Raw genomic sequence first — 26,812 nt, 5'->3', positions numbered from 1 at the left:
TTGTCCCCGGTATGGGTCAGGTCGTCGATGCCCGCGGACGCGGACGTCATCACGGCTTCGGTGCGCAGCGGATTGATCTCCGAAACGGCACCGACGAACGTGGTCTTGCCCACGCCGAAGCCGCCCGCCACGACGATCTTCGCCGAAGTGGTGGCGCGGCCCGTGCCGCCACTAGAGCTTGCGAAGTCCACTGAGCACCCTTTCGAGCAGTGTCACATCCGGCGCGCCGCCGGCCTCTCCGTTGCCCGGCTGGTGGATGGCCACCATGCCGGCTTCCGCCAGGTCCGCCACGAGGATCCTGGCCACGCCCAGGGGCATGGACAGCAGGGCGGAGACCTCGGCCACCGACTTCACCTCGCGGCAGAGGTGGCAGATCCGCTGATGCTCCGGGAGCAGGGTCCCGAGGTGAGCGGGGTCCGCTGTTGTGCTGACCAGCGCCTCTATCGCGAGCTGGTAACGCGGCCGGGTCCGGCCGCCGGTCATGGCGTACGGACGGACCAGCGGCTGGTCGCCTTCACCGTCGTACGACGCGTGGTGCAGTGCGCCGTACGGATCAGGTGAGGCGGGTGGCGGGGTCATGAATCCTCCGGGCGTGACAGCAGGGTGTCGCCTTGCCGTCGAAAGGGGCCGGTGAGGGGGCTGAAGCGGCCGGACGGGTGAGGGTTTTGAGTGGTACCTGGGGGGATCGTGTCGGGTGTCTGCTGCATGGCCGCCTAGTGGAGCAGACTGCCTTGTAGTTCAGCGCGGAGGTCGGGGGTGAGCACGGTCCCCGCACGGTCGACGAGGAGTGCCATCTCGTATCCGACCAGACCGATGTCCGCGTCCGGGTGGGACAGGACGGCCAGCGACGAACCGTCCGAGATGGACATGAGGAAGAGGAACCCGCGCTCCATCTCCACAACGGTCTGGCTCACGGCGCCGCCCTCGAAGATCCGGGAGGCACCCGCCGTCAGCGACGTCAGACCGGAGGCGACCGCCGCCAGCTGATCGGCGCGGTCGCGCGGGAAACCTTCGGACATCGCCAGCAGCAGGCCATCAGCGGAGACCACCACCGTGTGCGACACCCCTGGGGTGTTGTCCACGAAGTTGGTGATCAGCCAGTTCAGATTCTGCGCGGCCTGACTCATGGGGCTCAACTAACGCTCCTGCTGGTGAGTGGGGCCGAGTTGGAAACTGCCGGTAGACGGACCGTTGTTGGCCTGTCGTCCCTGCTGGATGCCCCGGCGGAGATTGGTCAGACGGCCGCGTACGTCATCGGGCGCACGCGAAACCTGGGGTCCGGACTGATGATTCTGCTGCTGAGCAGTGCCCGGCACCAAATTGGCACGTGGAACACGGCGGGGGAGTCCGGACGTGGTGATCCCGCCCGCAGCGGGCTTCTTGACGCGCTCCGCCTGCCGGACGAGTTCGTCGTTGGGCGAGGCGCGCCAGGAACTGGTGGCGGCGGTGTCGGCCGCACCGCGCCCTGGCAAGGACGGAGCGGTGGTGTCCGTCTCCTCCGGGGCACCCGGCGCCTGCGGCTCGGCAGCGGGCTGCTGCTGGGCGCCCTGCTGCACGCCGTGGAACCAGTTCGTCTCCAGCGTGTCGTACAGCGGCGTCCGCCCGTCGCCCGGACCGGCCGGCGGCAGCGCCTCGGGCTGCTGCGGCAGCGCCGGGCGGTACGGCGGCTCACCCGCGGCCGGAGCCGGCGGGCGCGGTGCGCCGAAGTCCGCGTCGTCGCGCTGCCGCGGTGCGGGCATCTGCTGGTGCTGGGAGCCGAAGCCCTGGTCCGGCGGCAGCGGGGAGTCGAAGTCGGGGCGGGCGAACTGCGCGGTGCTCACCGCGTCCGGCACCTGCGGTGCCGAGAAGTCCGGGCGGGCGAACTCGGCCGTCGCACCGGGGCCCTGACGGTCGTCCATCGGCGGACGCCGGGCGGGCGGCGCGTCGAAGGACTGGTGCGGAGCGGAGGTACCCGGGCGGGCGAACCTGCCGGAGTCCGGCTCCTCGTGACCGCGCGGGGCGTCCAGCGGCGTACGCCGGGGCGCACCCTGCTCCTCGACGCCCCAGCTCGTGCTCTGGGGACGCTGCGGCTGGGGGGCGCCGCCGGGCAGCTCGGCCCGCGGCGAGCCGGGCGCCGGCAGCTGGCGGCCGGGACCGCCAGGCTGCTGGAAGCCGCCCTGGTCACCCTGGCCGTGCTGGGCCTGCTGCGGCTGCGGAGCCTGCCGTGCGGGCGGACCGCTCTGCTGGCCCGGCCGGCCGGGCTGGCCCGTACCGGAGTGACCGAACAGGTTGGGCCGGTTCGGGTCCGTACCGGCGGGGTCCTGCTGACCGCGTGCGCCCAGCCGGGCGGCGCCGCCGAAGGCACCGGCGAGTCCGCCGCCCTGACGCGGGCCCTCGGGCCTGCCCTGGTTCGGCAGACCGGGAGCCTGCTGGCCCTGACCGCCCGGGCCGGGGAAGCCGGCACCCGGCTGCTGCGGCTGACGGGGGCCGCCGTCGCGCGAGGGCAGTGCCGCCCGCGGACCGGAGCCCGCACCGACCTGACCGCGCGGACCGGGGCCCAGGCCCTTGGCGGGGGCCGCCGGGCCACCGGAGAGGCCGGGACGCTGGCCGCCGCCCGCGCCGGGGGCGCCGCCGCCGGCGAGGAGCCCGCCGGGAGCACCGGCCTGCTGGCCCTGGCCCTGCTTGGACGGCGGCTGCTTGCCGCCGTGCGCGACCTCCATGGGCAGCATGACCAGTGCGGTCGTACCCCCGGAGTCGGAGGGGCGCAGCTGGATCCGGATGCCGTGACGCAGGGACAGGCGGCCGACCACGAACAGACCCATGCGGCGGGACACCGAGACGTCCACGGTGGGCGGCGAGGCGAGCCGCTCGTTGATCGCCGCCAGGTCCTCGGGGGAGAGGCCGATGCCGGTGTCGTGGATCTCGACGAGCACACGTCCGTCGGGCAGGGCGTGACCGGTGACCCGGACCTTCGTCTGCGGGGAGGAGAACGACGTGGCGTTCTCCAGCAGCTCGGCGAGGAGGTGCACGAGGTCGTTGACGACGCGGCCGGCCACTTCGGTGGCGGGCACCGCGGCCAGTTCGATGCGCTCGTACTGCTCCACCTCGGAGGCGGCGGCACGGAGCACGTCGACGAGCGGGACCGGACGGGTCCAGCGGCGGCCCGGCTCCTCGCCCGCGAGGACGAGGAGGTTCTCGCCGTTACGGCGCATGCGGGTCGCGAGGTGGTCGAGCTTGAAGAGAGAGGACAGCTGGTCCGGGTCGGCCTCGCGTGACTCCAGCTCGGAGATGAGCGAGAGCTGGCGCTGGATGAGGCCCTGGCTGCGACGCGAGAGGTTGGTGAACATCGCGTTGACGTTGCCTCGCAGCAGCGCCTGCTCGGCGGCCAGTCGGACCGCCTCGCGGTGCACGTCGTCGAAGGCCGCGGCCACCTGGCCGATCTCGTCCCGGGAGTGCACACCGACCGACTCGACGGAGGTGTCGACGTCCTGCGGGTCGGTCTCGGAGAGCTGCCGGACGAGCTCGGGCAGCCGGTCCTGGGCGACCCGGGTCGCGGTGTCCTGCAGCCGCCGCAGCGAGCGGATCATGGACCGCGCCACCACGAAGGCGCCGACCAGGGACACGCCGAGGACGATGAGGATGACCGCACCGTTGAGGAGGGCGTCGCGCTGCGACTCGTCGCGCAGCTCGCGGGCCTTGGTCTCCATCTCACCGAGGAGGGTCTCCTCGATGGTCTTCATGGCCTGGATCTTGTTGGAGCTCTGGTCGTACCAGTCCATGTAGGTACGGGCACTGCTGCCCTGCATGCCCAGCGGGCTGTCGAGCACCTTCTTCGCGTACATGTCCGCGGAGGTGATCTCGGGGTTGCCGTTGTCGAGCGAGGCCAGCAGCTCCGTGGCGTCGGCCCCGGTGCTCGCGTAGGTCGCCTCGAACGTCTTGCGCGTCAGGTCTTCCTTGTTGAGCGCGTTGCGTCCGAAGGTCTTGTCGTTCTCGTCGAGGTCCGTCTTGTCGCTGTCGCCGCCCGGCAGGGCCGCGGCGATGATCGCGCGCTGGACCGACGCGTACTCCTTGGAGGCCGAGAAGGCCGCCAGGGCGCGGGTGCGCTTGATCATGTCCGGGTTGCTGGTCGCCTGCGCCATGTCCTGCGAGAGGCTCAGCAGCGAGTTGATCAGCTGGCTGTACCGGTCGACGGTGTTGAGGCTGGGCGCGCCCTCGGCGTAGGCGTCCTTACGGATGCTGACGATGTCGCCCAGCTGGTTGCCGATCTGGCTGACGCTCGCGTGGATGCTGTCCAGCGCCTCGTCACCAGGCGTGTTGCCGATCTCGTCGGTGGCCTCGAAGAAGGCGTCCTTGGCCCGGTCCGTCCGCTTCCGGGGCTCGGTGACCTTGAAGTCGGTGGCCTTCACGCCGTTCGACAGGGGGCCCGCCGACTTGTCGCGCTCCTCCTGGAGCGCGTTAGCGAGGGCCGTCGCCTGCTTCGTCATGTCGGTGAGGATCCGCATGTGCTCCAACTGGTCCATGTCGTTCATGGACTCGTTGATGCGCATGCCGCCCAGGGTGGTCGCCGCGACCACGGGAAGGGCGAGCAGGGAGACCAGACGCGTGCTGATGCGCCAGTTGCGCAGGGCCAGACGTGAGCCGGTGCTGGTCGGACCGGAGGCATCGGCGGGCGCGGGGGTCTCCGCGCCGTTGCCGCTCGTGCCGCCCGATCGGTGTGCGCGGTCGCCGTTGTCGCCGGCCGCGGCCGGCCCGGGGTTCTGGGCGTGCTGGGGCGAGGAACCGCGGTCGGTCCCGCCGCGCGGCTCCTGTTCCGCCGGAGCGGTGCCATCCCTCTTGAAACGTCCCTGCACTAGCGTCGCAACCTCTGGACCAGGCGTCCCTCCGCGTACTGCGGGCGGGACGGTGTCGGCGTCGTGGGGCACTGGACGTGCCCCATGGTGGTCGTGAGTGACCGGCGTACTTCCCCCTCCCGCCGCCACTCGGCGCTGCGTTGCGCCCTGCGCGCCGGGCCTGAAACCCGCGGCGGTGCGTGGAATTCCAGCACAGTGGAGGATCTCCAACAAGGCCCACGTACCGGGCTGTGACCTGGATGACACGGTGTGATGGGCGAGTGACAAGCAGTGGAGCGTGTTCAGGGGTAAATCGGATGAATAGGGGCGGGTGTCCGGGGGGTGCCAGGTGTCCCAGACGGCATGATCGGGAGCGGAATAAGGGATTCAGTGCTGCATTGTCCGTTTTGCTTCACGTGCTCGACTGCCCGATATAGCGCATTTGTCGGCAACTTCGTGAGCAAACTCACATCATGATCGCCGTCTCTTCCCGGCTTGTACGGGGAAGCGGATGTTTAGCCTGACGCTTTACAGGGATAGCGAATCCGACCACCGGTGCCCCTCCGGGCGGCGCCCCAGCGACAAGGGTCCATACGGCAGATGAAGACGACGATGACGTTCCGCAACATTGCCAACCCCCGGCGCACCACCCTGGCACACCTCGAGAACGCCGAAACGCTGCAGAAGCCGGAGCAGCCGGAACACGCCGTCGACCTGCCCACCCAGACGGCCAATCCCCGCCGCACGATCCTCATGGAAGCCCCCGCCACGGCCGGGAGCTGATGCGCGAGGCTGTCCCCCTCCACCCGCGCTAGCCTGGAGCGTCAGTCTTCAGCCAGCCAGCAAGTGAGGGGCGACAGCATCCCGTGCGCATCGCCAGGTTCTCCATCGACGGCAATGTCGCCTTCGGCGCGGTCGAGGGCGACAGCCCTGACAGCCTCGTCCTCGACATCATCAAGGGCATCCCGTACGCCGACTTCGAACTCTCCGGTACCAAGGTCCCGCTGAGGAAGGTCCGGCTGCTGCCGCCCGTGCTTCCCAACAAGGTCGTGGCCATCGGCCGCAACTACGCGGAACACGCCGCCGAACTCGGCAACGAGGTCCCGGATGTCCCCATCACCTTCTTCAAGCCCACCACCTCGGTGATCGGCTCGGGCGACGCCATCGAGTACCCGTCCTTCTCCGACGACCTGCACCACGAGGCAGAGCTGGCCGTGGTGATCGGCCGCATGTGCCGCGAAGTCCCGCGTGAGCGTGTCAAGGACGTCATCTTCGGCTACACCTGCGCCAACGACGTGACCGCCCGCGACGTCCAGCAGCGCGAGAAGCAGTGGGCCAGGGCGAAAGGCTTCGACACCTCCTGCCCGCTCGGCCCCTGGGTGGAGACCGACCTCGACCCCGGCAACCTGGCGATCCAGGCCACGGTCAACGGCGAGCAGCGCCAGCTGGGCCGTACGAGCGACATGATCCGCTCCGTCGAGGACCTGGTCGTGCACATCACGGAAGCCATGACGCTGCTCCCGGGCGACGTGATCCTCACCGGAACCCCCGCAGGGGTCGGACCCCTGCACGTCGGCGACGAAGTCGCCGTCACCATCGAAGGCATCGGCACTCTCACCAACAAGGTGATCAAGCGTGGTTAACGGTCCTGTCCGTGTACGTTTCTGTCCCTCCCCGACCGGCAACCCCCACGTGGGCCTGGTCCGGACCGCTCTCTTCAACTGGGCCTTCGCCCGGCATCACCAGGGCACCCTGGTCTTCCGCATCGAGGACACCGACGCGGCCCGCGACTCCGAGGAGTCCTACGCGCAGCTGCTCGACTCGATGCGCTGGCTCGGCCTCGACTGGGACGAGGGTCCGGAGACCGGCGGCCCGCACGCCCCGTACCGCCAGTCGCAGCGGATGGACCTCTACAAGGACGTCGCCGAGAAGCTCCTGGCCGCGGGTCACGCGTACCACTGCTACTGCACCACCGAGGAGCTCGACGCCCGCCGCGACGCCGCCCGCGCGGCCGGCAAGCCGTCGGGCTACGACGGCCACTGCCGCGCGCTGAGCGCCGAGCAGACCGCGGCGTACGAGGCCGAGGGCCGGACCTCCATCGTCCGCTTCCGGATGCCCGACGAGGCGATCACCTTCACCGACCTCGTCCGCGGCGACATCACCGTCCAGCCGGAGAACGTCCCGGACTACGGCATCGTCCGCGCCAACGGAGCCCCGCTCTACACGCTCGTCAACCCGGTCGACGACGCGCTGATGGAGATCACCCACGTCCTGCGCGGCGAGGACCTGCTCTCCTCCACCCCGCGCCAGATCGCCCTCTACAAGGCGCTCATCGAGCTGGGCATCGCCAAGGACACCCCCGCCTTCGGTCACCTCCCCTATGTCATGGGGGAGGGCAACAAGAAGCTCTCCAAGCGTGACCCGCAGGCCTCGCTCAACCTGTACCGCGAGCGCGGATTCCTGGCCGAGGGGCTGGTCAACTACCTGTCCCTCCTGGGCTGGTCCATCGCCGAGGACCGCGACATCTTCAACCGGGACGAGCTGGTCGCCGCGTTCGACATCGCGGACGTCAACGCCAACCCGGCGCGCTTCGACCTGAAGAAGGCCGAGCACGTCAACGCCGAGCACCTGCGGATGCTCGACGTGAAGACCTTCACCGAGGCCTGTGGTCCCTGGCTGAAGGCCCCCTTCGCCCCCTGGGCGCCCGAGGCGTTCGACGCGGCGCAGTTCGCGGAGATCGCCCCGCACGCCCAGACCCGCGTCACGGTCCTCTCGGACATCACGGCCAACGTGGACTTCCTCTTCCTGGACGAGCCCGTCGAGGACGAGGCGTCCTGGGCCAAGGCCATGAAGGCGGGCTCCGACGCCCTGCTCGTCACGGCCCGGGCGAAGCTGATCGCCGCCGAGTGGAACGCCGAGGCGCTCAAGGCCGCCGTCCTCGCCGCCGGCGAGGAGCACGGTCTGAAGCTCGGCAAGGCCCAGGCCCCGGTCCGTGTCGCCGTCACCGGCCGCACGGTCGGCCTGCCGCTCTTCGAGTCCCTGGAGATCCTGGGCCGCGAGAAGACGATCGCCCGCATCGACGCGGCGCTCGCGAAGCTCGCCGCGTAACGGACGTACGTACGCCGGAGGCCGGATTCCCGCAGGGGAGCCCGGCCTCCGGCGGTTCACGGCACCGGAATGCGGACCATCGACATCCAGGCGCCCCGCAATGGGTAAGTTCTGGAGCATGGCGATTCGCGCGGTCCTCTGGGACGTGGACGACACGATCTTCGACTACGCGGGGTCGGACCGCACCGGTCTGCTGCGGCATCTGCGGGCGGAAGGGCTGGCCGACAGCGACGAGGACCACCACGACCGCTGGATGCGCATCGCCTCCGTCCACTGGGCGCGGGTCGCCGCCGGGGAGTCCGACTGGTACGCGCACTGCCGGGACCGGGTCAGGGAGTTCCTGGACGCGGACCTGAGCGACGCGGACGCCGACGCGTGGTTCACCCGGTACGTAGGGCACTACGAGAGCTCCTGGGAGCTCTTCCCGGACACCGTGCCGGCGCTCGACGCGCTGGCCGGCACGCACCGGCACGCGATCCTGTCGAACTCCTCCGTCGACCACCAGGAGCGCAAGCTGCGGGCCCTGGGGGTGCGCGACCGCTTCGAGGTCCTGCTGTGCGCGCGGGAGCTCGGGGTCTACAAGCCGGACGCCAGGGCTTTCCGCGCGGCCTGCGAAGCGCTGGAGCTCGATCCGCACGAGGTGGTCTACGTCGGGGACGAGCCGGACATCGACGCCGCCGGAGCCGTGGCCGCCGGACTCACCGGGGTCTGGCTGGACCGGCGCGGGCGGGGCGGACGGCCCGAACTCGTCCGGATCACGGGCCTCGCCGAGCTCCCCGGGCTGCTGGCGGGCCATACCCGTTTTGGAGCGCCGGACACCTTCGGGTAATGTTCTTCCTGCGCCGCCCGAGCGGGCCGAAAGATCCGGTCGGGAAGCGCAGACAGAAACAAACCCCCTAGGGGTTGCGTTTCAGTGGGCTATGGTGTAATTGGCAACACTACGGTTTCTGGTACCGTCATTCTAGGTTCGAGTCCTGGTAGCCCAGCGCAAGACCGAAGTAACAAGCCCCCGTTGTGTAGCGGCCTAGCACGCTGCCCTCTCACGGCAGTAGCGCCGGTTCGAATCCGGTCGGGGGTACAGATCCTTCTCGCGAGAACATCCGGGTCGCACCCACGTTCTTGACGCAGGATCGCTAGGGCCCCCGTTGTGTAGCGGCCTAGCACGCTGCCCTCTCACGGCAGTAGCGCCGGTTCGAATCCGGTCGGGGGTACTTGTCACACCATGGGCTATGGTGTAATTGGCAACACTACGGTTTCTGGTACCGTCATTCTAGGTTCGAGTCCTGGTAGCCCAGCGCAAGACCGAAGTAACAAGCCCCCGTTGTGTAGCGGCCTAGCACGCTGCCCTCTCACGGCAGTAGCGCCGGTTCGAATCCGGTCGGGGGTACAACAGATCGGTACGGAAAGGCCCTTCACCCCGGTGAAGGGCCTTCTTCGTGTCCCGCCTCACAGTCCGTCACCAATGAGCGGTGCACGGGGGAGTTCGCGGGCGCCTTCGCCGTTGACCGGCCCAATTCCGTCGGTTTCGCGGTCACTTCGCGCGTGCGGCGGCTGTTCGGTACGCGTACGCCGCGGCTCCCGCGAGGTTCCACCGCGGGGCGTGGGCGGTGATCGAACCGCAGGGCGCCGCGCGTCCTGGGAGCGGTCACCGGGACATCAGGGGCGGCGGAAGGGGCGTGCGTCGGGAGTAGGGGTAGGGGGCCGCCACGGCGCTGGGGCAGCCTTCGGGGAGGGTTGGGTGGGAGCGGTCCTCAGCCCGTGCGGCGCAGGGCCTCGCTCAGGCGGGCGGCCGAGTCGATGACCGCCTGGGCGTGCATCCGGCCCGGATGGCGGGTCAGCCGCTCGATCGGTCCGGAGACGGAGACGGCGGCGACCACCCGGTTCGACGGCCCGCGCACCGGCGCCGAGACCGAGGCGACGCCCGGCTCGCGCTCACCGATCGACTGGGCCCAGCCCCGCCGCCGTACGCCAGAGAGCGCCGTCGCCGTGAAGCGGGCGCCCTGCAGGCCGCGGTGCAGGCGCTCCGGCTCCTCCCAGGCCATCAGGATCTGGGCGGAGGACCCCGCCTTCATGGTGAGCGTGGAGCCGACCGGCACGGTGTCCCGCAGTCCGGACAGCCGCTCCGCCGCCGCCACGCAGATCCGCATGTCGCCCTGCCGGCGGTAGAGCTGCGCGCTCTCGCCGGTGATGTCGCGGAGGTGGGTGAGTACGGGCCCGGCCGTCGCCAGGAGGCGGTCCTCGCCGGCCGCGGCCGCGAGCTCCGCCAGCCGGGGACCGAGAATGAAGCGGCCCTGCATGTCCCTCGCCACCATGCGGTGGTGTTCGAGTGCCACGGCCAGTCGATGTGCCGTGGGCCGTGCGAGCCCTGTCGCCGCGACCAGTCCGGCGAGGGTGGCCGGACCGGACTCCAGGGCGCTCAATACCAGAGCTGCCTTGTCGAGAACGCCGACGCCACTAGAGTTGTCCATACGACGATACTCGCGTCTCACTCTGTGAAACGCAAGTTCAATTTTCCCCGGAAGTTGCGAACCTGTACGTGCGGCCACACAACGGCCCGTAGCCACCGCCCCGCTCGGGGGTCCGGACGGCGGCGCACCGAATCTCTAGTTGGGCCGGCGAAGACGCCGGCCGGAGGGAAAGCGATGGGTAGGACACTCGCGGAAAAGGTCTGGGACGACCACGTCGTCCGGCGCGCGGAGGGCGAGCCCGACCTTCTCTTCATCGATCTGCACCTGCTGCACGAGGTGACCAGCCCCCAGGCGTTCGACGGCCTGCGGCAGGCAGGGCGCCCCGTCCGGCGCCTCGACCTCACCATCGCCACCGAGGACCACAACACCCCGACCCTCGACATCGACAAGCCGATCGCCGACCCCGTCTCCCGCGCCCAGCTGGAGACCCTGCGCAAGAACTGCGCGGACTTCGGTGTCCGGCTGCACTCGCTGGGCGACGTCGAGCAGGGCGTCGTGCACGTGGTCGGCCCCCAGCTGGGCCTGACCCAGCCCGGCACCACGGTCGTCTGCGGCGACTCGCACACCTCCACCCACGGCGCGTTCGGCGCGCTGGCCTTCGGCATCGGCACCAGCCAGGTCGAGCACGTCCTGGCCACGCAGACGCTGCCCCTGGCCCGCCCCAGGACCATGGCGATCACCGTCGAGGGCGAACTCCCCGACAGCGTCACCGCCAAGGACCTCATCCTGGCGGTCATCGCCCGGATCGGCACCGGCGGCGGCCAGGGCTACATCCTCGAATACCGCGGCTCCGCCATCGAGAAGCTCTCGATGGAGGCCCGGATGACCATCTGCAACATGTCGATCGAGGCCGGTGCCCGCGCGGGCATGATCGCCCCGGACCGCACCACCTTCGACTACCTGCGGGGCCGCGACCACGCACCGCAGGGCGAGGACTGGGACGCCGCCGTGGCGTACTGGGAGACGCTGCGCACCGACGACGACGCCGTCTTCGACGCCGAGGTCGTCATCGACGCCGCCGAACTCGCGCCGTTCGTCACCTGGGGCACCAACCCCGGCCAGGGCGCGCCGCTGTCGGCCAACGTCCCCGACCCGGCTTCGTACGAGGACGCCTCGGAGCGCAACGCCGCCGAAAAGGCCCTGGAGTACATGGGGTTGACCGCCGGCCAGCCGCTGCGCGAGATCAGCGTGGACACGGTCTTCGTAGGTTCCTGCACCAACGGCCGCATCGAGGACCTGCGCAACGCGGCCTCGATCCTGGACGGCCGCAAAGTCGCCGACGGCGTACGGATGCTGGTCGTGCCGGGCTCCGTCCGGGTCGCACTGCAGGCCGTGGAGGAGGGCCTGGACAAGGTCTTCACCGCCGCCGGCGCCGAATGGCGGCACGCGGGCTGCTCGATGTGTCTCGGCATGAATCCCGACCAGCTGGCCCCCGGTGAGCGCTCCGCCTCCACCTCGAACCGCAACTTCGAGGGCAGGCAGGGCAAGGGTGGACGCACCCACCTGGTCTCCCCGCAGGTCGCCGCCGCCACCGCCGTGCTGGGCCATCTGGCCTCGCCCGCCGATCTGTCCGACGCCCGTACGCCCGCCGGAGTCTGAGAGCCATGGAAGCATTCACCGCACACACCGGCCGGGCCGTCCCGCTGCGCCGCAGCAACGTCGACACCGACCAGATCATCCCCGCGCACTGGCTGAAGAAGGTCACCCGCGACGGCTTCGAGGACGGGCTCTTCGAGGCATGGCGCAAGGACGAGAACTTCGTCCTCAACCGCCCGGAGCGCAAGGGTGCCTCGGTGCTGGTCGCCGGTCCCGACTTCGGCACGGGCTCGTCCCGTGAGCACGCGGTCTGGGCCCTGCAGAACTTCGGCTTCAAGACGGTCATCTCCTCCCGGTTCGCCGACATCTTCCGCGGCAACTCGCTGAAGAACGGTCTGTTGACCGTCGTCCTCGACCAGCAGGTCGTCGACGCGCTGTGGGACCTGACGGAAGCCGATCCGAAGGCCGAGATCACCGTCGACCTGGAGAAGCGGCAGGTTCTCGCCGAGGGAATCACGGCCGACTTCGAGCTCGACGAGAACGCCCGCTGGCGGCTGCTGAACGGGCTCGACGACATCAGCCTCACCCTTCAGAACGAAGCGGACATTGCGACTTACGAGGCGGCCCGGCCCTCTCACAAGCCGCGCACGATCAACGCCTGAACAGCGCTTTTCCCGAACTGCGCCCCCTGCCTCCCGGCAGGGGGCGCAGTCGCTTGTTGAGACCCCCTCGGGCGACAACTCGCCCCAGATGGCACAATCGGTGCATGGAACGCGACAGCCAACTCGAGCTCTATGGCCTCGTCGCCGACCGATTGAAGGAAGCGCACGCAAGGGTGCGCGCACTGCAAGTCCCGGAGGGCGTAAGGATGGCGCTGTCCCGGAAGCTGCTGGTCGTCACGGCCGCGGCTAAGCACGATCTCCCTGACGCGGCAAGGCGTCTGGACCGGTTGGTGAAGGACCTCGATGAGGGTCGATTCCCCGAAGGTGACTGACTCTGCGGAACAGCGCAGCGGTCGACTTCGTTGCGGCACTAGGGTGATTAGCCCGTTTCGTGTTTGATTTGCGGTATATATCTGCCTAACGTGCGAAAAGGCCTGAACAGTATCGTTCCGGCAATGTCTCCGAAGGGGAAGACGTGAACAAGGCGCAGCTCGTAGAAGCGATTGCCGACAAGGTCGGTGGCCGCCAGCAGGCCGCAGACGCTGTCGATGTGGTGCTCGACGCGATCGTCCGTGCGGTTGTCGCGGGGGATCGTGTCTCGGTCACCGGCTTCGGCTCGTTCGAGAAGGTCGACCGCCCCGCCCGGTACGCCCGCAACCCGCAGACGGGTGAGCGCGTCCGGGTCAAGAAGACGTCCGTGCCCCGCTTCCGTGCGGGACAGGGCTTCAAGGACCTGGTGAGCGGCTCGAAGAAGCTCCCCAAGAACGATGTCGCGGTGAAGAAGGCGCCCAAGGGCAGCCTCTCGGGCGGATCTTCCACGCGTACGACGGCGAAGGCGGCCGCCAAGAAGGCCACCGCCAAGAAGGCCACGGCGCGCAGGACCACGGCGGCGAAGACCACGGCCGCGGCCAAGAAGACCACGGCGAAGAAGACCACCGCCACGGCGAAGAAGACCACGGCGGCGGCGAAGAAGGCGGCGCCGGCGAAGAAGGCGGCGACCGCCAAGAAGGCCGTCGCCACCAAGACGGCGCCCGCCAAGAAGGCCACGGCGAAGAAGGCGCCCGCGAAGAAGACCACGGCACGCACGACCACAGCCAAGAAGGTCACCGCACGTAAGAAGTGAGACCGGGCACCGCTCGTTCCTCACACGCGCCGGGCCGGGCTCCCCGAGGGGAGCCCGGCCCGCGGGCTGTCAGGACACGGGGAAGCGGCTCAGAACGTCTGCAGCGTCACCAGGGTGATCCGCAGCGACGCGCCCTTACCCTCGGTCTCGATCCGCACCCGCTGCCCAGGACGCAGCAGCCGCAGACCACCCGCGTCGAAGGCGGGGGCGTCGAAGTCCACCGGGGTGCCGTCGTCGAGCAGGACACTGCCGGTGCGGGTCTCGGAGTCGTACGTGAACGAGGTCGCCTGCATGGGCGGAACCCTATCGGTCCGCGGCGGGCGCCATCGAAGCGCTCAGCCCCGCGGTGTACCGTCCCACGCCCAGCGCCAGTGCCACCCGCAGATCGTCGCCCGTGTCCACGTCCCTGCGTACCGAGTCGAGGCCGGAATGCGGGATCTCCACCGCGCCCGACGCCAGATGCCTGGCCCGGGACGGACCGCCGAAAGCCGGCCGCAATTCCGTACCCGGCGCCGCCGAAAGAAATGTGGTGCCGATTCCCTGTGCGTCGGTGACAAATGCGCGCGGAAATGTGGACGAGAAATCGAGCACACGCGCCAGTTCCTCGGGGCGCAGCGCGGGCAGATCGGCGTTGAGCGCGGCCACCGCGGCACCGGGACGCCGTGCGCGCACCGACCGCGCGCCGTGCTCCAGGGCCGCGTTGAGCCCTGCCGCCGGCGCGTCCGGCACCGTGCGCGCGCCGAGCGCGGCCAGCGCCGCACCGGCTGCCGGGTCGTCCGTGACGACCACCACATCCCGCACCGCCCGGCAGCACAGCGCGGCGTACACCGTGTCCTGGGCGAACGCCAGGGCCAGCCGCGGACGCAGATCCTGGCCCGCCGCCCGCCCCAACCTGCTCTTGGCACGAGCGAGCGGTTTCAGCGGGACGACCAGGGACCAGGAGCCGGTCGGGTCGGTGTTCGTGGAGATCTCCCCCCTCCGTACGCATCAGGACTCATTCTCGCCTGCCGGCGGACAACCCGGAGGTCCGCCCCCGCAGGTGAGGCGTACGGTGTTCTCCACACAGCAGGGCCTGGGGGCGCGACATCACCGCCGTAAGCCGGGCAGCAGGTCAGGTCCTAGAGAAAGGCGTCCGAGTGTCCCGCCGTAGAATCGGCTTCTGGTACCGGCTGGCGGCCGTCATCGCAAAACCGCCCCTGGTGGTTCTGTTCAAGCGGGACTGGCGGGGAATGGAACACATTCCGGCCGACGGCGGATTCATCACCGCGGTCAATCACAACTCGTACCTGGACCCGCTTTCGTATGCGCATTTCCAGTACAACACCGGCCGGGTGCCGCGGCTCCTCGCGAAGGCCGGACTGTTCAGGACGCCCTTTGTCGGAATGATGCTGCGTGGCACCGGGCAGATCCCCGTCTACCGTGAGACGACCGATGCCCTGGACGCTTTCCGGGCCGCCGTCGCCGCCATCGAACGGGGTGAATGCGTCGCCTTCTACCCGGAGGGCACCCTCACCCGCGACCCCGACATGTGGCCGATGGCAGGCAAGACCGGCGCCGCCCGTGTCGCGCTGATCACCAAGGCCCCCGTCATCCCCGTCGCGCAGTGGGGCGCCAACCTCGCGATGCCGCCCTACGCCAAGGAGAACAGGCTCCGGCTGTTCCCGCGCAAGACCCTCCAGGTGCAGGCGGGACCGCCGGTCGACCTCTCCCGTTTCCACGGGACCGAGCCGACGCCGGAGGTGCTGCGCGAGGCGACCGAGGTCATCATGGCCGCGATCACCGCCCAGCTCGAAGAGGTACGCGGTGAGAAGGCACCCGCGGAGCTCTACGATCACCGCAAGGCCCGTGCTGAACAGCGGCGCAAGGCAGAGGGAAAGGGACCCACGTGACGCACCCCGTAAAAGCGGCCGTCTTCGGAACCGGCTCATGGGGTACGGCCTTCGCCATGATCCTCGCCGACGCCGGCTGCGAGGTCATCCTCTGGGGCCGCCGTGCCGAGGTCGCCGAGGCCGTCAACACGACCCGTACCAACCCGGATTACCTGCCGGGAATCGAACTCCCCGCCTCGGTCCGGGCCACCACCGACGCCGCCGAGGCGCTGCGCGGCGCCGACTTCGCCGTCCTGGCCGTACCCTCGCAGACGCTGCGCGCCAACCTCGCCGACTGGGCCCCGCACCTGGAGCCCCGCACCGTGCTCGTCTCCCTGATGAAGGGCGTCGAACTCGGCACGGCCAAGCGGATGAGCGAGGTCATCGAGGACGTCACCAAGGTCACCCCCGACCGCATCGCCGTCGTCACCGGTCCCAACCTGGCCAAGGAGATCGCCGAGCGCCGCCCCGCCGCGGCCGTCGTGGCCTGCTCGGACGAGTCCGTGGCCCAGCGCCTGCAGGCCGCCTGCCACACCCCGTACTTCCGGCCCTACACCAACACCGACGTGGTCGGCTGCGAACTCGGCGGCGCCGTGAAGAACGTCATCGGCCTCGCCGTGGGCATCGCCGACGGCATGGGCCTCGGCGACAACACCAAGGGCTCGCTCATCACCCGCGGCCTCGCCGAGACGACCCGCCTGGGCGTCGCCATGGGCGCCGACCCGCTGACCTTCGCCGGACTCGCCGGTCTCGGCGACCTGGTGGCGACCTGCTCGTCCCCGTTGTCGCGCAACCACACCTTCGGCACCAACCTCGGCCGCGGGATGACGCTCCAGGAGACCGTCGCCGTCACCAAACAGACCGCCGAGGGCGTCAAGTCCTGCGAATCCGTACTGGATCTGGCGCGCAGGCACGGTGTCGACATGCCCCTCACCGAGACGGTCGTCGGCATCGTCCACGAGGGCAAGCCGCCCATGGTCGCGCTCAAGGAGCTGATGTCTCGCAGCGCCAAGCCCGAGCGGCGCTGACTCAGTCCTTACCAGCAGGTACGCTCATCGCGATATGAGCAGCCAGAACCTCCCCCAGAGCCCTGAGAGCTCCGAGCAGAGCTCCGAGCAGCGCCGCAAGCCGCGTGTGGCGGTCGTGTTCGGCGGCCGGAGCTCCGAACACGGAATCTCGGTCGTCACCGCCGGCGCCGTGATGAGCGCCATCGACCGGACGAAGTACGACGTCCTGCCGATCGGCATCACCACGGACGGCCGTTGGGTCCTCACGGCCGACGACCCGGCCCGCATGGCCATCACGGACCGCCGCGTACCGAACGTGGACCAGCTGGCCGGGTCCGCGCGGGGAGCCGTGGCGCTCTCGGTCGACCCCGGCAACCGTGAGCTCGTGTCGAGCGAACCGGGTGCGGTTCCCACGGTGCTCGGCGAGGTCGACGTCGTGTTCCCCGTGCTCCACGGCCCGTACGGCGAGGACGGCACGCTCCAGGGTCTTCTGGAGCTCTCCGGCGTGCCGTACGTCGGCGCCGGGGTCCTCGCCTCGGCGGTCGGCCAGGACAAGGAGTACATGAAGCGGGTGTTCACCTCCTTCGGGCTGCCGGTCGGCCCGTACGAGGTCGTCCGCCCCCGCGAGTGGGAGTCGGACCGCCCCGTCGCACGCAAGCGCATCATGGAGTTCGCGGCCGACCACGGCTGGCCGCTCTTCGTCAAGCCCGCCCGCGGCGGCTCCTCCATGGGGATCACCAAGGTCGACGACCCCTCCGGGCTCGACGAGGCGATCGAGGAGGCCCGCCGGCACGACCCCAAGTTCCTCGTGGAGTCCCTGCTGCGCGGCCGGGAGATCGAGTGCGGCGTGCTGGAGTTCGAGGACGGACCGCGCGCCAGCGTGCCCGCCGAGATCCCGCCGGTCACCGCGCACGACTTCTACGACTTCGAGGCCAAGTACATCGACTCGGCGGCCGGTCTGGTCCCCGCGCCGCTCACCGAGGAGGAGACCGCCGAGGTCCAGCGGCTCGCCGTCGCCGCCTTCGAGGCCACCTCCTGCGAGGGCCTGGTGCGCGCCGACTTCTTCCTCACCGAGGACGGCACGTTCGTCATCAACGAGATCAACACCATGCCCGGCTTCACGCCCATCTCCATGTTCCCGCGCATGTGGCAGGAGAGCGGAGTGGACTACCCGGAGCTGGTGGACCGGCTGATCCAGGCGGCCCTGGGCCGCTCCACCGGACTGCGCTGACCCCGACGCCCGCGCCCCTTCCCGCACAGCCCGCGGGGAGGGGCGACTAGAGGCTCTCGGGAACCGTCTCCTTGACGGGTACGGCGAACGCGGACAGCGGGGTGATGTCATGGGCGTACTCCACCCCGAGCGTCACCTCGACGTACGCCTTGCGATATGTGGTCGTGAACCGCGGACCGGCGTCATCCCGCTGCTCCAGCAGCCAGTTGACGCCGTCCGCGTCGATCCCCTCGGACTGGGCATCGTCCATCTTCGCGGGCCGGGGGACGCCGCAGCGCAGTACGATCGCCCCGTCCCCCCAGCCGGCGGTCAGCACCGAATCCGGTCCGGGATCACTCCGTTCCAGACCGGTGACCGACTTCGGCAGCTCCTTGTGAAGCTCCCGGCAGTACGCGGCGGCCTCCGACGACGGCGTGGGAACCGCGACCGGGGGCTGCGCGCCACTGGAGGAACAGCCCGCCGCGGCCAGGGCGGCCAGGGCGGCGGACGGACCGAGAAGTGCGGGGCGGCGGGACCGGCGGCGGGTGTGCGTCACCGGACCAGCGTAGACGGGGGTCAGAGGTGAACGACCGGGCAGGTCAGGGTTCGTGTGATGCCGTCCACCTGCTGGACCTTGGCGACCACCATGCGGCCGAGCGCGTCGACCGTGTCGGCCTGCGCGCGCACGATCACGTCGTAGGGGCCTGTGACGTCCTCTGCCTGGATCACTCCCGGAAGCTTGGCGATGGTCTCGGCGACGATCGACGCCTTGCCCACCTCGGTCTGGATAAGGATGTACGCCTGTACCACGGAACCTCCAGGGCGGCCACGAGGATCATGTGGGGGAAAGGGACGCCACGTTATCGCGTCGTCGAGGGCGGCGGGGAGACCTGCGGGCCGGTTGACGCCCCCAGCGTGGCGTCCGCACCACAGAAGTTGACGTATCTCTTGACGGTACCGACAGCAGTGAGGGCTCGCGACCGCAAGCCCGCCGGAGCAGAAGAGGGACCGTCCCGGGGCTGCCGGCTCCTGTCGTCAGCCCGTCCACGGTCCGGACCTCCGGCCGCTGAAGCAGCCCGGACAGCCGTCCGGTGCGATAGATGAGAGGTGTGACTCGGTGAAGGGAACCGTGGGCGAGTTGGGGGAGTTCGGGCTCATCAGAGAGCTCACCTCCCGGCTCACCACCACTCCGGCGGTGCGGCTCGGACCCGGCGACGACGCCGCGGTCGTGACCGCTCCCGACCGCAGGGTCGTGGCCAGTACGGACATCCTGCTGGAAGGGCGGCACTTCCGCCGCGACTGGTCGACGGCGTACGACGTCGGCCGCAAGGCGGCCGCACAGAACCTCGCCGACATCGCGGCCATGGGTGCCGTGCCCACCGCGCTGCTCCTCGGCCTCGTCGTCCCCGCCGATCTCCCGGTCACCTGGGCCGCCGAGCTGATGGACGGGCTGCGCGACGAGTGCCAGGTCGCCGGTGCGGCCGTGGTCGGCGGCGACGTCGTCGGCGGCGACACCATCACCGTGGCGATCACCGCACTCGGCGACCTGCGCAACCGCGAGCCGGTCACCCGGGGCGGCGCACGGCCCGGCGACGTCGTGGCCGTCACCGGCTGGCTCGGCTGGTCCGCCGCCGGATTCGCCGTACTCTCCCGCGGCTTCCGCTCGCCGCGCGCCTTCGTGGAGGCCCACCGGCGTCCCGAACCGCCGTACCACGCAGGCCCCGCGGCGGCCGGGCTCGGCGCCACGGCCATGACCGACGTCAGCGACGGGCTCGTCGCCGACCTCGGGCACATCGCCGAGGCCAGCCAGGTCCGGATCGATCTGCGCTCCGGGCTGATCGACATCCCCTCGCAGATGTCCGACATCGGGCAGGCCGTCGGCGTCGACCCGCTGCAGTGGGTGCTCACCGGGGGAGAGGACCACGCGATCGTGGCGACGTTCCCGCCGGACGTGAAGCTCCCGGCCCGCTGGAAGGTGATCGGTGAGGTCCTGAACCCGTCCGCGCTGCCCCAGGTCACCGTCGACGGGGCGCCCTGGACGAGCAAGGGCGGCTGGGACCATTTCGGCTCCATCGAGGACCCCCAGTAGATTCCGGGGCATGACCGCACCCACCGCCTCACCGCCCCGCGTGCTCACCGTCGCCGGATCCGATTCCGGCGGCGGTGCGGGCATCCAGGCCGACCTGAAGACGATGCTGGCGCTCGGCGCCCACGGAATGAGCGTGCTGACCGCGGTGACCGCCCAGAACTCACTGGGTGTGCAGGGCGCGTGGGAGCTCCCCGCCGAAGCCGTACGCGCCCAGTACCGCAGCGTCGTCGACGACATCGGCGTCCAGGCCGTGAAGACCGGGATGCTGGCGTCGGCCGTGCTCGTCGACACCGTCGCCGGACTCCTCGCGGAGACGGACGCACCCGTGGTCGTCGATCCCGTCGGGATCTCCAAGCACGGGGACGCGCTGCTCGCCGCCGAGGCCCTCGACCACGTACGCACACGACTGCTGCCCGTCGCCACCGTGGCCACCCCGAACCTCGACGAGGTGACCCAGCTCACCGGTCTCACGGTCACCGACGAGCGGGACATGCGGCGGGCCGCCGCCGGGATGCTCTCCTACGGACCGCGCTGGGTGGTCATCAAGGGCGGCCATCTGCCGGGCGAGGCCGTGGACCTGCTGACGGACGGCAGCGAGGAGCACTGGCTCCGCGCCCCGAGGCACGACAACCGGCACACCCACGGCACGGGCTGCACCCTCGCCTCCGCGATCGCCTGCGGACTCGCCGCCGGCCATGACGTACCGGCCGCGGTGCGGGCCGCGAAGGCCTACGTCACCGGCGCGATCGCGGCGGGATTCGCCCTGGGCGGCGGGATCGGCCCCGTGGACCACGGCTGGACGGCCCGCACCCGCTGACCGCGCAGGGCACAGCAAAAAGCCGGTCCACCGAGGTGGACCGGCTTTTTGGGCAACCGGAAGGCTGCGCTACGACGGGGACGTCAGCGCGCGACCTTGCCGGCCTTGATGCACGAGGTGCAGACGTTGAGCCGCTTCGGCGTCCGACCGACCACGGCACGCACGCGCTGGATGTTGGGATTCCAGCGACGGGACGTACGGCGGTGCGAGTGCGAAATGCTGTTGCCGAAGCTCGGCCCCTTGCCGCAAACGTCGCAGTTGGCAGCCACGGGTCACTCCAAAGACTTCAGATGCACTTACAGTGAATTCCGGCGCGCCTGAATCATTTTACTGAAGTGGCGACACCGGAGGAATGGCCCGACTCTCGCCGGGCAACCGAAGCAGCATACAACGCCTGCGTCGGGGATACGAAACTACCACGGGTCGCCGGTCCGCCCGTCCCACCCCTGTCCCCGCCCGGGGCACCGCGCGAGGACTACTCTGCGGTGCAGCCAGCCCCCCACGGCCGTCCCAAGGAGGACCAACGGTGCCGCAGCCCCCCGACGACCTGGATGCCGTCGTGGTGCGCACCTGGTGCTCACTGGCGCTGGAGGCCCTGGGCCGTGAGCGCGAGGCGATCGATGCGATCAACGTCTATCCCGTCGCCGACGGGGACACCGGAACCAACCTCTATCTGACCGTGGAGTCCGCGGCGGCGGCCGTCGAAGCCGTCTTCGCGGCCCACGAGACAGGCTCCACCGTGCCCGCCCCCGCCGATGCCGTACGCGCCATGGCGCACGGCGCCCTGATCGGCGCCCGCGGCAACTCCGGCACCATCCTGGCCCAGCTGCTGCGCGGCATGGCGGGCGTGCTGGCAGAGGCGGGTGACGCCGATCACCTGCGCACCGCCCTGGCCGAGGCCGCCGCCGCCGCCCGGCTGGCCGTCGCCCACCCCGTCGAGGGCACGGTGCTGACCGTGGCCACCGCGGCCGCCGAAGCAGCCGGGGCCACCGCCGCGACCGCCGGTCTCACGGCCGTGCTCGACGCCGCCTGCGAAGGCGCGCGCACGGCGCTGGCCGCGACCCCCGGCCAGCTCGCCGTCCTCGGCCGCGCGGGCGTCGTGGACGCGGGCGGACAAGGACTGGTGACCGTGCTCGGCGCGCTGCTGGAAGCGGTCGGCGGGCAGGCCCCGCCGCGCACGCCGCAGGTGACCCCCGACGTCCTGCCGCCGGCCGGTGACTGCGCCCCGGAAGGACCGGGCAGTGGCCCCGCCTTCGAGGTGATCTACCTGCTGGAGGCCGGCGACGACGCAGTCGACCGGCTGAAGAGCCGGCTGGACGCGCTGGGCGACTCCCTCGTCGTGGTCGGCGGTGACGGCCTGTGGAACGTCCACGTCCACGTCGACGACGCCGGGGCTGCGGTGGAGGCCGGGGTCGAGGCGGGCCGGCCCTACCGGATCCGGATCACCCACTTCGCCGCCGACCGCGTCCGGGCGCACCGGGAACCCGCCCAGCGCGCGGTCGTCGTGGTGGTCCCGGGCGACGGGCTCTCCGTCCTCTGCGCGGAGGCCGGGGCGACCACCGTGCTGGCCCGCCCCGGGGAGCCGCCCGCCAGCGGCGAGCTGGTCGACGCGATCCGCCGGGCCCACGCCCGCGAGGTGGTCCTGCTGCCCAACGACGCGGACCTGCGCCACACCGCCGCCGCGGCCGCGGAGCAGGCCAGGACCGAGGGCGTCCGCGTGGCCCTGGTCCCCACCCGCGCCGCCGTCCAGGGCATCGCCGCGCTCGCCGTACACGAACCGGACCGCAGCTTCGACGAGGACGTGGTCGCGATGACGGCGGCGGCCGGCGCCACCCGGTACGCCGAACTGGCCGTCGCCGAACGGCAGTCGTGGACCATGGCCGGCATCTGCCAGGCCGGCGACATCCTCGGCCTGATCGACGGGGACGTCGCCGTCATCGGTGAGGACGTCCCCGGCACCGCCCGCACGGTCCTGGACCGCATGCTGTCGGCGGGCGGCGAACTCGTCACCCTCGTCCTGGGCGAGGACGTCCCCGACGCCCTGGCCGACGCCCTGCGCGAACACGTCCGCGAGGGCTACCTGGCCGTGGACACCGTGGTCTACCGGGGCGGCCACCAGGCGGCACCCCTGCTGATCGGCGTCGAGTAGCCGGTGCCCGGTGCGGCGCCCGGCGACAGTGTCAGTGGCGTGGTGTGCAATGGACCACGTGTCCGCGTTCGATGAACCCCTCAAGAAACTGCTCGGCGGTGCCACCGCGAAGGTGATGGCCGAGCACCTCGGCCTGCACACGGTCGGTGACCTGCTGCACCACTACCCCCGGCGCTACGAGGAGCGGGGCCGCCTCACGGCCCTCACCGACCTTCCGACGGACGAGCACGTGACGGTCGTCGCCCAGGTCGCCGACGCGCGGATCATGATGTTCAACAACGGCCGCGGCAAACGCCTCGAAGTCACCCTCACCGACGGCACCGGCAGACTCCAGCTGGTCTTCTTCGGACACGGGGTCCACAAACCGCACAAGGAGCTGCTTCCCGGGCGGCGCGCGATGTTCGCGGGCAAGGTCTCCGTCTTCAACCGGAAGACACAGCTCGCGCACCCCACGTACCAACTCCTCGACGCGCACGACGAGGACGAGACCACCGAGGCCGTCGACGCCTTCGCCGGGCAGCTCCTGCCGATCTACCCCGCCTGCAAGCAGCTCGACTCCTGGCGGATCGCCAAGGCCGTCGACACGGTCCTGCCCAGTGCGCGGGACGCCGTCGACCCGTTGCCCGGGACGCTCCGGGAAGGGCGCGGATTCGTCCCGCTGCCCGAGGCCCTGCTCAAGATCCACCGCCCGCAGACCAGGGCGGACGTCACGGCCGCGCGGGAGCGGCTGAGGTGGGACGAGGCATTCGTCCTCCAGGTCGCGCTCGCCCGCCGCCGCTACGCCGACACCCAGCTGCCCGCGGTGGCCCGCGGACCCGTCCCCGGCGGACTGCTCGACGCCTTCGACGCCAAGCTGCCCTTCACGCTCACCGAAGGCCAGCTGAAGGTGACCGGAGAGATCTTCGGCGACCTCGCGACGGAACACCCGATGCACCGGCTGCTGCAGGGCGAGGTGGGGTCGGGCAAGGCGCAGCCGCTGGACGCGCTGGTTCTGACCCCCGAGGGCTTCAAGCCCATGGGGACCGTCGTGCGGGGCGACGAGGTGGTGGTTCCCACGGGGGAGTTCGCCGCAGTCGACGGGGTCTTTCCCCAGGGAGAGCGGGATGTCTGGCGGCTCGTCCTGACCGACGACACGGTGGTGGAAGCCGATGACGAGCATCTGTGGATCGTCGGGACCGGCCGTGCCTGGGCCCGGGGGGAAACACCCCAGGTGATGACGACCCGCGAGATCAGGATGGACACGTGCGAGGCCGACGGGTCGTCCAGGTGGTATCTCCCGTCCGCCGCACCGGCGGATCTCACCTCGGGGTCGGAACCGCCCTTCGACCCCTATGTGTTCGGACTGCTGCTCGGGGACGGCTCGTTCGGTCACGACCTGCGTCTGTCCACGGCCGACGACGAGATCCTGACGGCGGTGCGGTCGGCACTGGGACCGGACCGGGAGCTGGTACCCGCGCCAGGTCCGACGTGTGGCCACACCATCCGGACGACGGGGCCGAGGAGCGGATCGCGAAGGAACCCGGTCATCGGCGTGCCGCGTGCGCCGGATCCGTGGGGGGCTGCCTCGCACCACACATGCGTCCCACCGGTATTCAAGAACACGACGATCAAGCATCGGCTCGCTGTCCTGCAAGGGCTCATGGACACGGCCGGGACCGTGGACGCCCGAGGGACGTGTGTGTCGTTCCGCTCGGCCTCGCGGCGGCTGGCCGACGACGTGGCCTGGCTCGTCCGTTCACTCGGTGGGCGTGCCAGGGTGCATCCGGGACAGGCGGCCTTCGACGTGGCGATCGCCATGCCCGCCGAGTACGTGCCGTTCCGGCTCACCCGCAAGGCCTCACGCATGCGGACCGGGCCGCAGGACAACACGTTCCGGCGCGGAATCCGCTCGGTCGAGTACGCCGGGCGAAAGCCGGTCCAGTGCATCAGCGTCGCCCACCCGAGTCACGCGTACGTCACCGATCACTTCACGGTCACCCACAACACGATGGTGGCCCTGCGCGCGATGCTCACCGTCGTCGACGCGGGTGGCCAGGCCGCCATGCTCGCCCCCACCGAGGTGCTCGCCCAGCAGCACCACCGGTCCGTCACCGAGATGATGGGCGAGCTCGCGGAAGGCGGAATGCTGGGCGGCTCCGACCGGGGCACCAAAGTGGTGCTGCTCACCGGGTCGATGGGCGTCCCGGCCCGCCGCCGGGCGCTGCTCGACCTGGTCACCGGCGAGGCCGGGATCGTCATCGGCACGCACGCGCTGATCGAGGACAAGGTGCGGTTCCACGACCTCGGCCTGGTCGTCGTCGACGAACAGCACCGCTTCGGCGTCGAACAGCGCGACGCCCTGCGCTCGAAGGGCGAGCAGCCGCCGCACCTGCTCGTCATGACGGCCACGCCCATTCCCCGAACGGTCGCGATGACCGTCTTCGGGGACCTGGAGACCTCCGTCCTGGACCAGCTCCCGGCCGGCCGGTCGCCCATCGCCAGCCATGTCGTACCCGCCAAGGACAAGCCGCACTTCCTCAGCCGCGCCTGGGAACGCGTCCGCGAGGAGGTGGAGAACGGCCACCAGGCGTACGTGGTCTGCCCCCGCATCGGGGACGACGCCGACGAGGCCGCGGGGAAGAAGGGGAAGAAGCAGGCCACCCCCGGCGACGACGCCGAGAGGCGTCCGCCGCTCGCCGTGCTGGAGATCGCCGAAGAGCTCCGCAAGGGAGCGCTCGCCGGCCTCCGGACCGAGGTGCTGCACGGCAGGATGCACCCCGACGACAAGGACGACGTGATGCGCCGGTTCGCCGCCGGCCAGGTCGACGTCCTGGTCGCCACCACCGTGATCGAGGTCGGGGTCAACGTTCCGAACGCCACCGTGATGGTGATCATGGACGCCGACCGCTTCGGCGTCTCCCAGCTGCACCAGCTGCGAGGCCGTGTGGGACGCGGCTCGGCCCCGGGCCTCTGTCTGCTGGTCAGCGAAGCCCACGAGGCGAGCCCCGCCCGGGCCCGGCTCTCCGCCGTCGCCGCCACACTCGACGGCTTCGAGCTGTCCCGGATCGACCTCGAACAGCGCCGTGAGGGCGATGTCCTCGGCCAGGCGCAGTCCGGCGTCCGCTCCTCCCTGCGGGTGCTCAGCGTCATCGACGACGAGGAGGTCATCGCGGCGGCCCGCGAGGAGGCCGTCCGTGTCGTCGCGGACGACCCCGCGCTGGAGCGGCTCCCCGAGCTGCGCACCGCGCTGGACGCGCTCCTGGACAAGGACCGGGAGGAGTACCTCGACAAGGGGTGACCAGGGCCGGATCCGTGCCGACGCCATATCGTGGGGAGCACGGCACGCGTCCCGTCCTGTGTGCCGCCCACGACCCGAGGACCAGACACCCATGACCCGCGTGATCGCCGGCTCGGCCGGCGGACGCCGCCTGGCCGTACCGCCCGGCACCGGCACCCGCCCCACCTCCGACCGGGCGCGCGAGGGCCTCTTCTCGACCTGGGAGGCGCTCCTGGGCACCCTCGACGGCGTCCGTGTCGCCGACCTGTACGCGGGCTCCGGCGCCGTCGGCCTGGAGGCGCTCTCCCGCGGGGCGGCCCACGCGCTGCTCGTCGAGTCCGACGCCAAGGCCGTGCGCACCGTCCGTGACAACGCCCGCACCCTGGGTCTGCCCGGTGCCGAGGTCCGTGCGGGCAAAGCCGAGCAGATCGTCACAGGACCGGCTCCCGCGGACCCCTACGGAGTGGTGTTCCTCGACCCGCCGTACGCCGTCACCGATGGCGATCTTGGCGAGATACTGCTCACACTCCGTGCCCAGGGGTGGCTCACGGACGATGCCCTCGTCACGGTGGAACGGAGCACCAGAGGCGGAGAATTCAACTGGCCCGAGGGATTCGAGCCGCTGCGGGCCCGTCGCTACGGCGAGGGGACGCTTTGGTACGGTCGCGCCGCCTCTACGTGCGAAGACGCACGATGACCGCATCGGAGAGC

Annotated in this window: 25 protein-coding genes, 5 tRNA genes and 1 pseudogene; 21 read left to right on the top strand and 10 right to left on the bottom strand. The window is 70.6% G+C overall.

All coding sequences use genetic code 11. From position 1 onward, the window contains the following. From AB0F38_RS27120 to AB0F38_RS27105, 4 genes and pseudogenes are all read right to left on the bottom strand, one after another. A pseudogene (locus AB0F38_RS27120) lies at nucleotides 1-191 on the bottom strand (ATP-binding protein); the annotation flags it as partial. Further along, nucleotides 172-579 (bottom strand): DUF742 domain-containing protein, encoded by a 408-nt coding sequence (locus AB0F38_RS27115; RefSeq protein ID WP_003966010.1) that lies wholly within the window; start codon nucleotides 577-579, stop codon nucleotides 172-174. The pseudogene AB0F38_RS27120 and the gene AB0F38_RS27115, both read right to left, overlap by 20 nt. 134 nt (nucleotides 580-713) lie before the next feature. Then, complete coding sequence (locus AB0F38_RS27110; RefSeq protein WP_275537293.1) at nucleotides 714-1,127, bottom strand: roadblock/LC7 domain-containing protein; 414 nt, start codon at nucleotides 1,125-1,127, stop codon at nucleotides 714-716. Nucleotides 1,128-1,136: 9 nt separating this feature from the next. Next, a complete protein-coding gene (locus AB0F38_RS27105; protein ID WP_361898560.1) occupies nucleotides 1,137-4,829 on the bottom strand; it encodes a nitrate- and nitrite sensing domain-containing protein in 3,693 nt (1,230 codons plus the stop codon). A 579-nt stretch (nucleotides 4,830-5,408) separates the two neighbouring features. On the opposite strand from AB0F38_RS27105, the gene AB0F38_RS27100 reads away from it, so the two are divergent. From AB0F38_RS27100 to AB0F38_RS27060, 9 genes are all read left to right on the top strand, one after another. Beyond that, complete coding sequence (locus AB0F38_RS27100) at nucleotides 5,409-5,591, top strand: hypothetical protein (RefSeq protein WP_361898557.1); 183 nt, start codon at nucleotides 5,409-5,411, stop codon at nucleotides 5,589-5,591. Between the two features lie 83 nt (nucleotides 5,592-5,674). Next, on the top strand, nucleotides 5,675-6,451 hold the full coding sequence (locus AB0F38_RS27095; protein ID WP_361898554.1) for a fumarylacetoacetate hydrolase family protein: 777 nt from the start codon (nucleotides 5,675-5,677) through the stop codon (nucleotides 6,449-6,451). After that, entirely contained in the window at nucleotides 6,444-7,916 is a 1,473-nt protein-coding gene (gene gltX / locus AB0F38_RS27090; RefSeq protein WP_361898551.1) for a glutamate--tRNA ligase, read from the top strand. The genes AB0F38_RS27095 and gltX overlap by 8 nt, the downstream gene beginning before the upstream one ends. A gap of 118 nt (nucleotides 7,917-8,034) precedes the next feature. Then, complete coding sequence (locus AB0F38_RS27085) at nucleotides 8,035-8,745, top strand: HAD family hydrolase (RefSeq protein ID WP_361898548.1); 711 nt, start codon at nucleotides 8,035-8,037, stop codon at nucleotides 8,743-8,745. Nucleotides 8,746-8,830: 85 nt separating this feature from the next. Next, nucleotides 8,831-8,902, top strand: a tRNA-Gln gene (locus AB0F38_RS27080). Between the two features lie 19 nt (nucleotides 8,903-8,921). Beyond that, nucleotides 8,922-8,994 (top strand) — tRNA-Glu (locus AB0F38_RS27075). A 60-nt stretch (nucleotides 8,995-9,054) separates the two neighbouring features. Next, nucleotides 9,055-9,127 (top strand) — tRNA-Glu (locus AB0F38_RS27070). Between the two features lie 12 nt (nucleotides 9,128-9,139). Next, nucleotides 9,140-9,211 (top strand) — tRNA-Gln (locus tag AB0F38_RS27065). A gap of 19 nt (nucleotides 9,212-9,230) precedes the next feature. Beyond that, nucleotides 9,231-9,303 (top strand) — tRNA-Glu (locus AB0F38_RS27060). Between the two features lie 364 nt (nucleotides 9,304-9,667). On the opposite strand, the gene ndgR is transcribed toward AB0F38_RS27060, so the two are convergent. Next, complete coding sequence (gene ndgR, locus AB0F38_RS27055; protein WP_014048551.1) at nucleotides 9,668-10,384, bottom strand: IclR family transcriptional regulator NdgR; 717 nt, start codon at nucleotides 10,382-10,384, stop codon at nucleotides 9,668-9,670. Nucleotides 10,385-10,558: 174 nt separating this feature from the next. Here ndgR and leuC point away from each other — a divergent pair, with 174 nt between their 5' ends. The 4 genes from leuC (at nucleotide 10,559) to AB0F38_RS27035 (ending at nucleotide 13,705) form a co-directional block, all read left to right on the top strand. Beyond that, nucleotides 10,559-11,983 carry a 3-isopropylmalate dehydratase large subunit gene (gene leuC / locus AB0F38_RS27050; protein ID WP_361898545.1) on the top strand — a complete coding sequence of 475 codons (1,425 nt, stop codon included), beginning with the start codon at nucleotides 10,559-10,561 and terminating at the stop codon, nucleotides 11,981-11,983. A 5-nt stretch (nucleotides 11,984-11,988) separates the two neighbouring features. Continuing rightward, the gene (leuD, locus tag AB0F38_RS27045) at nucleotides 11,989-12,582 is read left to right on the top strand and encodes a 3-isopropylmalate dehydratase small subunit (protein ID WP_361898542.1); all 594 of its coding nucleotides are present in this window, start codon (nucleotides 11,989-11,991) and stop codon (nucleotides 12,580-12,582) included. Between the two features lie 104 nt (nucleotides 12,583-12,686). Beyond that, a complete protein-coding gene (locus tag AB0F38_RS27040; protein WP_361898539.1) occupies nucleotides 12,687-12,914 on the top strand; it encodes a hypothetical protein in 228 nt (75 codons plus the stop codon). Nucleotides 12,915-13,057: 143 nt separating this feature from the next. Beyond that, nucleotides 13,058-13,705 (top strand): HU family DNA-binding protein, encoded by a 648-nt coding sequence (locus AB0F38_RS27035; RefSeq protein ID WP_361898536.1) that lies wholly within the window; start codon nucleotides 13,058-13,060, stop codon nucleotides 13,703-13,705. Between the two features lie 89 nt (nucleotides 13,706-13,794). Here AB0F38_RS27035 and AB0F38_RS27030 read toward each other — a convergent pair whose 3' ends face one another. Together AB0F38_RS27030 and cofC are read right to left on the bottom strand one after the other, a co-directional pair. Further along, nucleotides 13,795-13,998 carry a hypothetical protein gene (locus tag AB0F38_RS27030; protein WP_361898533.1) on the bottom strand — a complete coding sequence of 68 codons (204 nt, stop codon included), beginning with the start codon at nucleotides 13,996-13,998 and terminating at the stop codon, nucleotides 13,795-13,797. Nucleotides 13,999-14,008: 10 nt separating this feature from the next. Further along, complete coding sequence (gene cofC / locus AB0F38_RS27025; RefSeq protein ID WP_361898581.1) at nucleotides 14,009-14,674, bottom strand: 2-phospho-L-lactate guanylyltransferase; 666 nt, start codon at nucleotides 14,672-14,674, stop codon at nucleotides 14,009-14,011. Between the two features lie 167 nt (nucleotides 14,675-14,841). Between cofC and AB0F38_RS27020 the strand changes: the two genes are divergently transcribed. Genes AB0F38_RS27020 through AB0F38_RS27010 form a run of 3 tightly spaced genes read left to right on the top strand, consistent with a single transcriptional unit; the run spans nucleotide 14,842 to nucleotide 17,811 of the window. Beyond that, on the top strand, nucleotides 14,842-15,594 hold the full coding sequence (locus AB0F38_RS27020; RefSeq protein ID WP_361898530.1) for a lysophospholipid acyltransferase family protein: 753 nt from the start codon (nucleotides 14,842-14,844) through the stop codon (nucleotides 15,592-15,594). After that, nucleotides 15,591-16,601 carry an NAD(P)H-dependent glycerol-3-phosphate dehydrogenase gene (locus tag AB0F38_RS27015; RefSeq protein ID WP_361898527.1) on the top strand — a complete coding sequence of 337 codons (1,011 nt, stop codon included), beginning with the start codon at nucleotides 15,591-15,593 and terminating at the stop codon, nucleotides 16,599-16,601. The genes AB0F38_RS27020 and AB0F38_RS27015 overlap by 4 nt, the downstream gene beginning before the upstream one ends. Nucleotides 16,602-16,635: 34 nt before the next feature. Next, a complete protein-coding gene (locus tag AB0F38_RS27010) occupies nucleotides 16,636-17,811 on the top strand; it encodes a D-alanine--D-alanine ligase family protein (RefSeq protein WP_361898525.1) in 1,176 nt (391 codons plus the stop codon). 46 nt (nucleotides 17,812-17,857) lie between these two features. On the opposite strand, the gene AB0F38_RS27005 is transcribed toward AB0F38_RS27010, so the two are convergent. Further along, nucleotides 17,858-18,346 (bottom strand): DUF3515 domain-containing protein, encoded by a 489-nt coding sequence (locus tag AB0F38_RS27005; RefSeq protein ID WP_361898522.1) that lies wholly within the window; start codon nucleotides 18,344-18,346, stop codon nucleotides 17,858-17,860. 20 nt (nucleotides 18,347-18,366) lie between these two features. Beyond that, nucleotides 18,367-18,600, bottom strand: coding sequence for an Lrp/AsnC ligand binding domain-containing protein (locus AB0F38_RS27000; RefSeq protein ID WP_056791028.1), 234 nt, complete (start codon nucleotides 18,598-18,600; stop codon nucleotides 18,367-18,369). A 307-nt stretch (nucleotides 18,601-18,907) separates the two neighbouring features. On the opposite strand from AB0F38_RS27000, the gene AB0F38_RS26995 reads away from it, so the two are divergent. Both AB0F38_RS26995 and thiD read left to right on the top strand, forming a co-directional pair. Next, nucleotides 18,908-19,879, top strand: a complete 972-nt coding sequence (locus AB0F38_RS26995) for a thiamine-phosphate kinase (RefSeq protein ID WP_361898519.1) — start codon at nucleotides 18,908-18,910, stop codon at nucleotides 19,877-19,879. A gap of 10 nt (nucleotides 19,880-19,889) precedes the next feature. Continuing rightward, nucleotides 19,890-20,696 carry a bifunctional hydroxymethylpyrimidine kinase/phosphomethylpyrimidine kinase gene (thiD, locus tag AB0F38_RS26990; protein WP_361898516.1) on the top strand — a complete coding sequence of 269 codons (807 nt, stop codon included), beginning with the start codon at nucleotides 19,890-19,892 and terminating at the stop codon, nucleotides 20,694-20,696. Between the two features lie 83 nt (nucleotides 20,697-20,779). Here thiD and rpmB read toward each other — a convergent pair whose 3' ends face one another. Next, nucleotides 20,780-20,965: a 50S ribosomal protein L28 gene (gene rpmB, locus AB0F38_RS26985; protein ID WP_003965989.1), complete on the bottom strand. Its 186-nt coding sequence runs from the start codon at nucleotides 20,963-20,965 to the stop codon at nucleotides 20,780-20,782. 257 nt (nucleotides 20,966-21,222) lie between these two features. Here rpmB and AB0F38_RS26980 point away from each other — a divergent pair, with 257 nt between their 5' ends. The 3 genes from AB0F38_RS26980 (at nucleotide 21,223) to rsmD (ending at nucleotide 26,798) form a co-directional block, all read left to right on the top strand. Then, nucleotides 21,223-22,845 (top strand): DAK2 domain-containing protein, encoded by a 1,623-nt coding sequence (locus AB0F38_RS26980; RefSeq protein ID WP_361898513.1) that lies wholly within the window; start codon nucleotides 21,223-21,225, stop codon nucleotides 22,843-22,845. A 49-nt stretch (nucleotides 22,846-22,894) separates the two neighbouring features. Beyond that, nucleotides 22,895-26,122 (top strand): helicase-related protein, encoded by a 3,228-nt coding sequence (locus tag AB0F38_RS26975; protein WP_361898510.1) that lies wholly within the window; start codon nucleotides 22,895-22,897, stop codon nucleotides 26,120-26,122. Nucleotides 26,123-26,213: 91 nt separating this feature from the next. After that, nucleotides 26,214-26,798: a 16S rRNA (guanine(966)-N(2))-methyltransferase RsmD gene (gene rsmD / locus AB0F38_RS26970; RefSeq protein ID WP_361898507.1), complete on the top strand. Its 585-nt coding sequence runs from the start codon at nucleotides 26,214-26,216 to the stop codon at nucleotides 26,796-26,798. Nucleotides 26,799-26,812: the final 14 nt, after the last annotated feature.

This window comes from Streptomyces sp. NPDC025273 (assembly GCF_040638585.1).
GTDB classification, from domain to species: Bacteria; Actinomycetota; Actinomycetes; order Streptomycetales; family Streptomycetaceae; genus Streptomyces; species Streptomyces cinereorectus.
The sequence above is the reverse complement of the archived record's forward strand: the minus strand, read 5'-3'. Positions and strand labels throughout refer to the sequence as shown.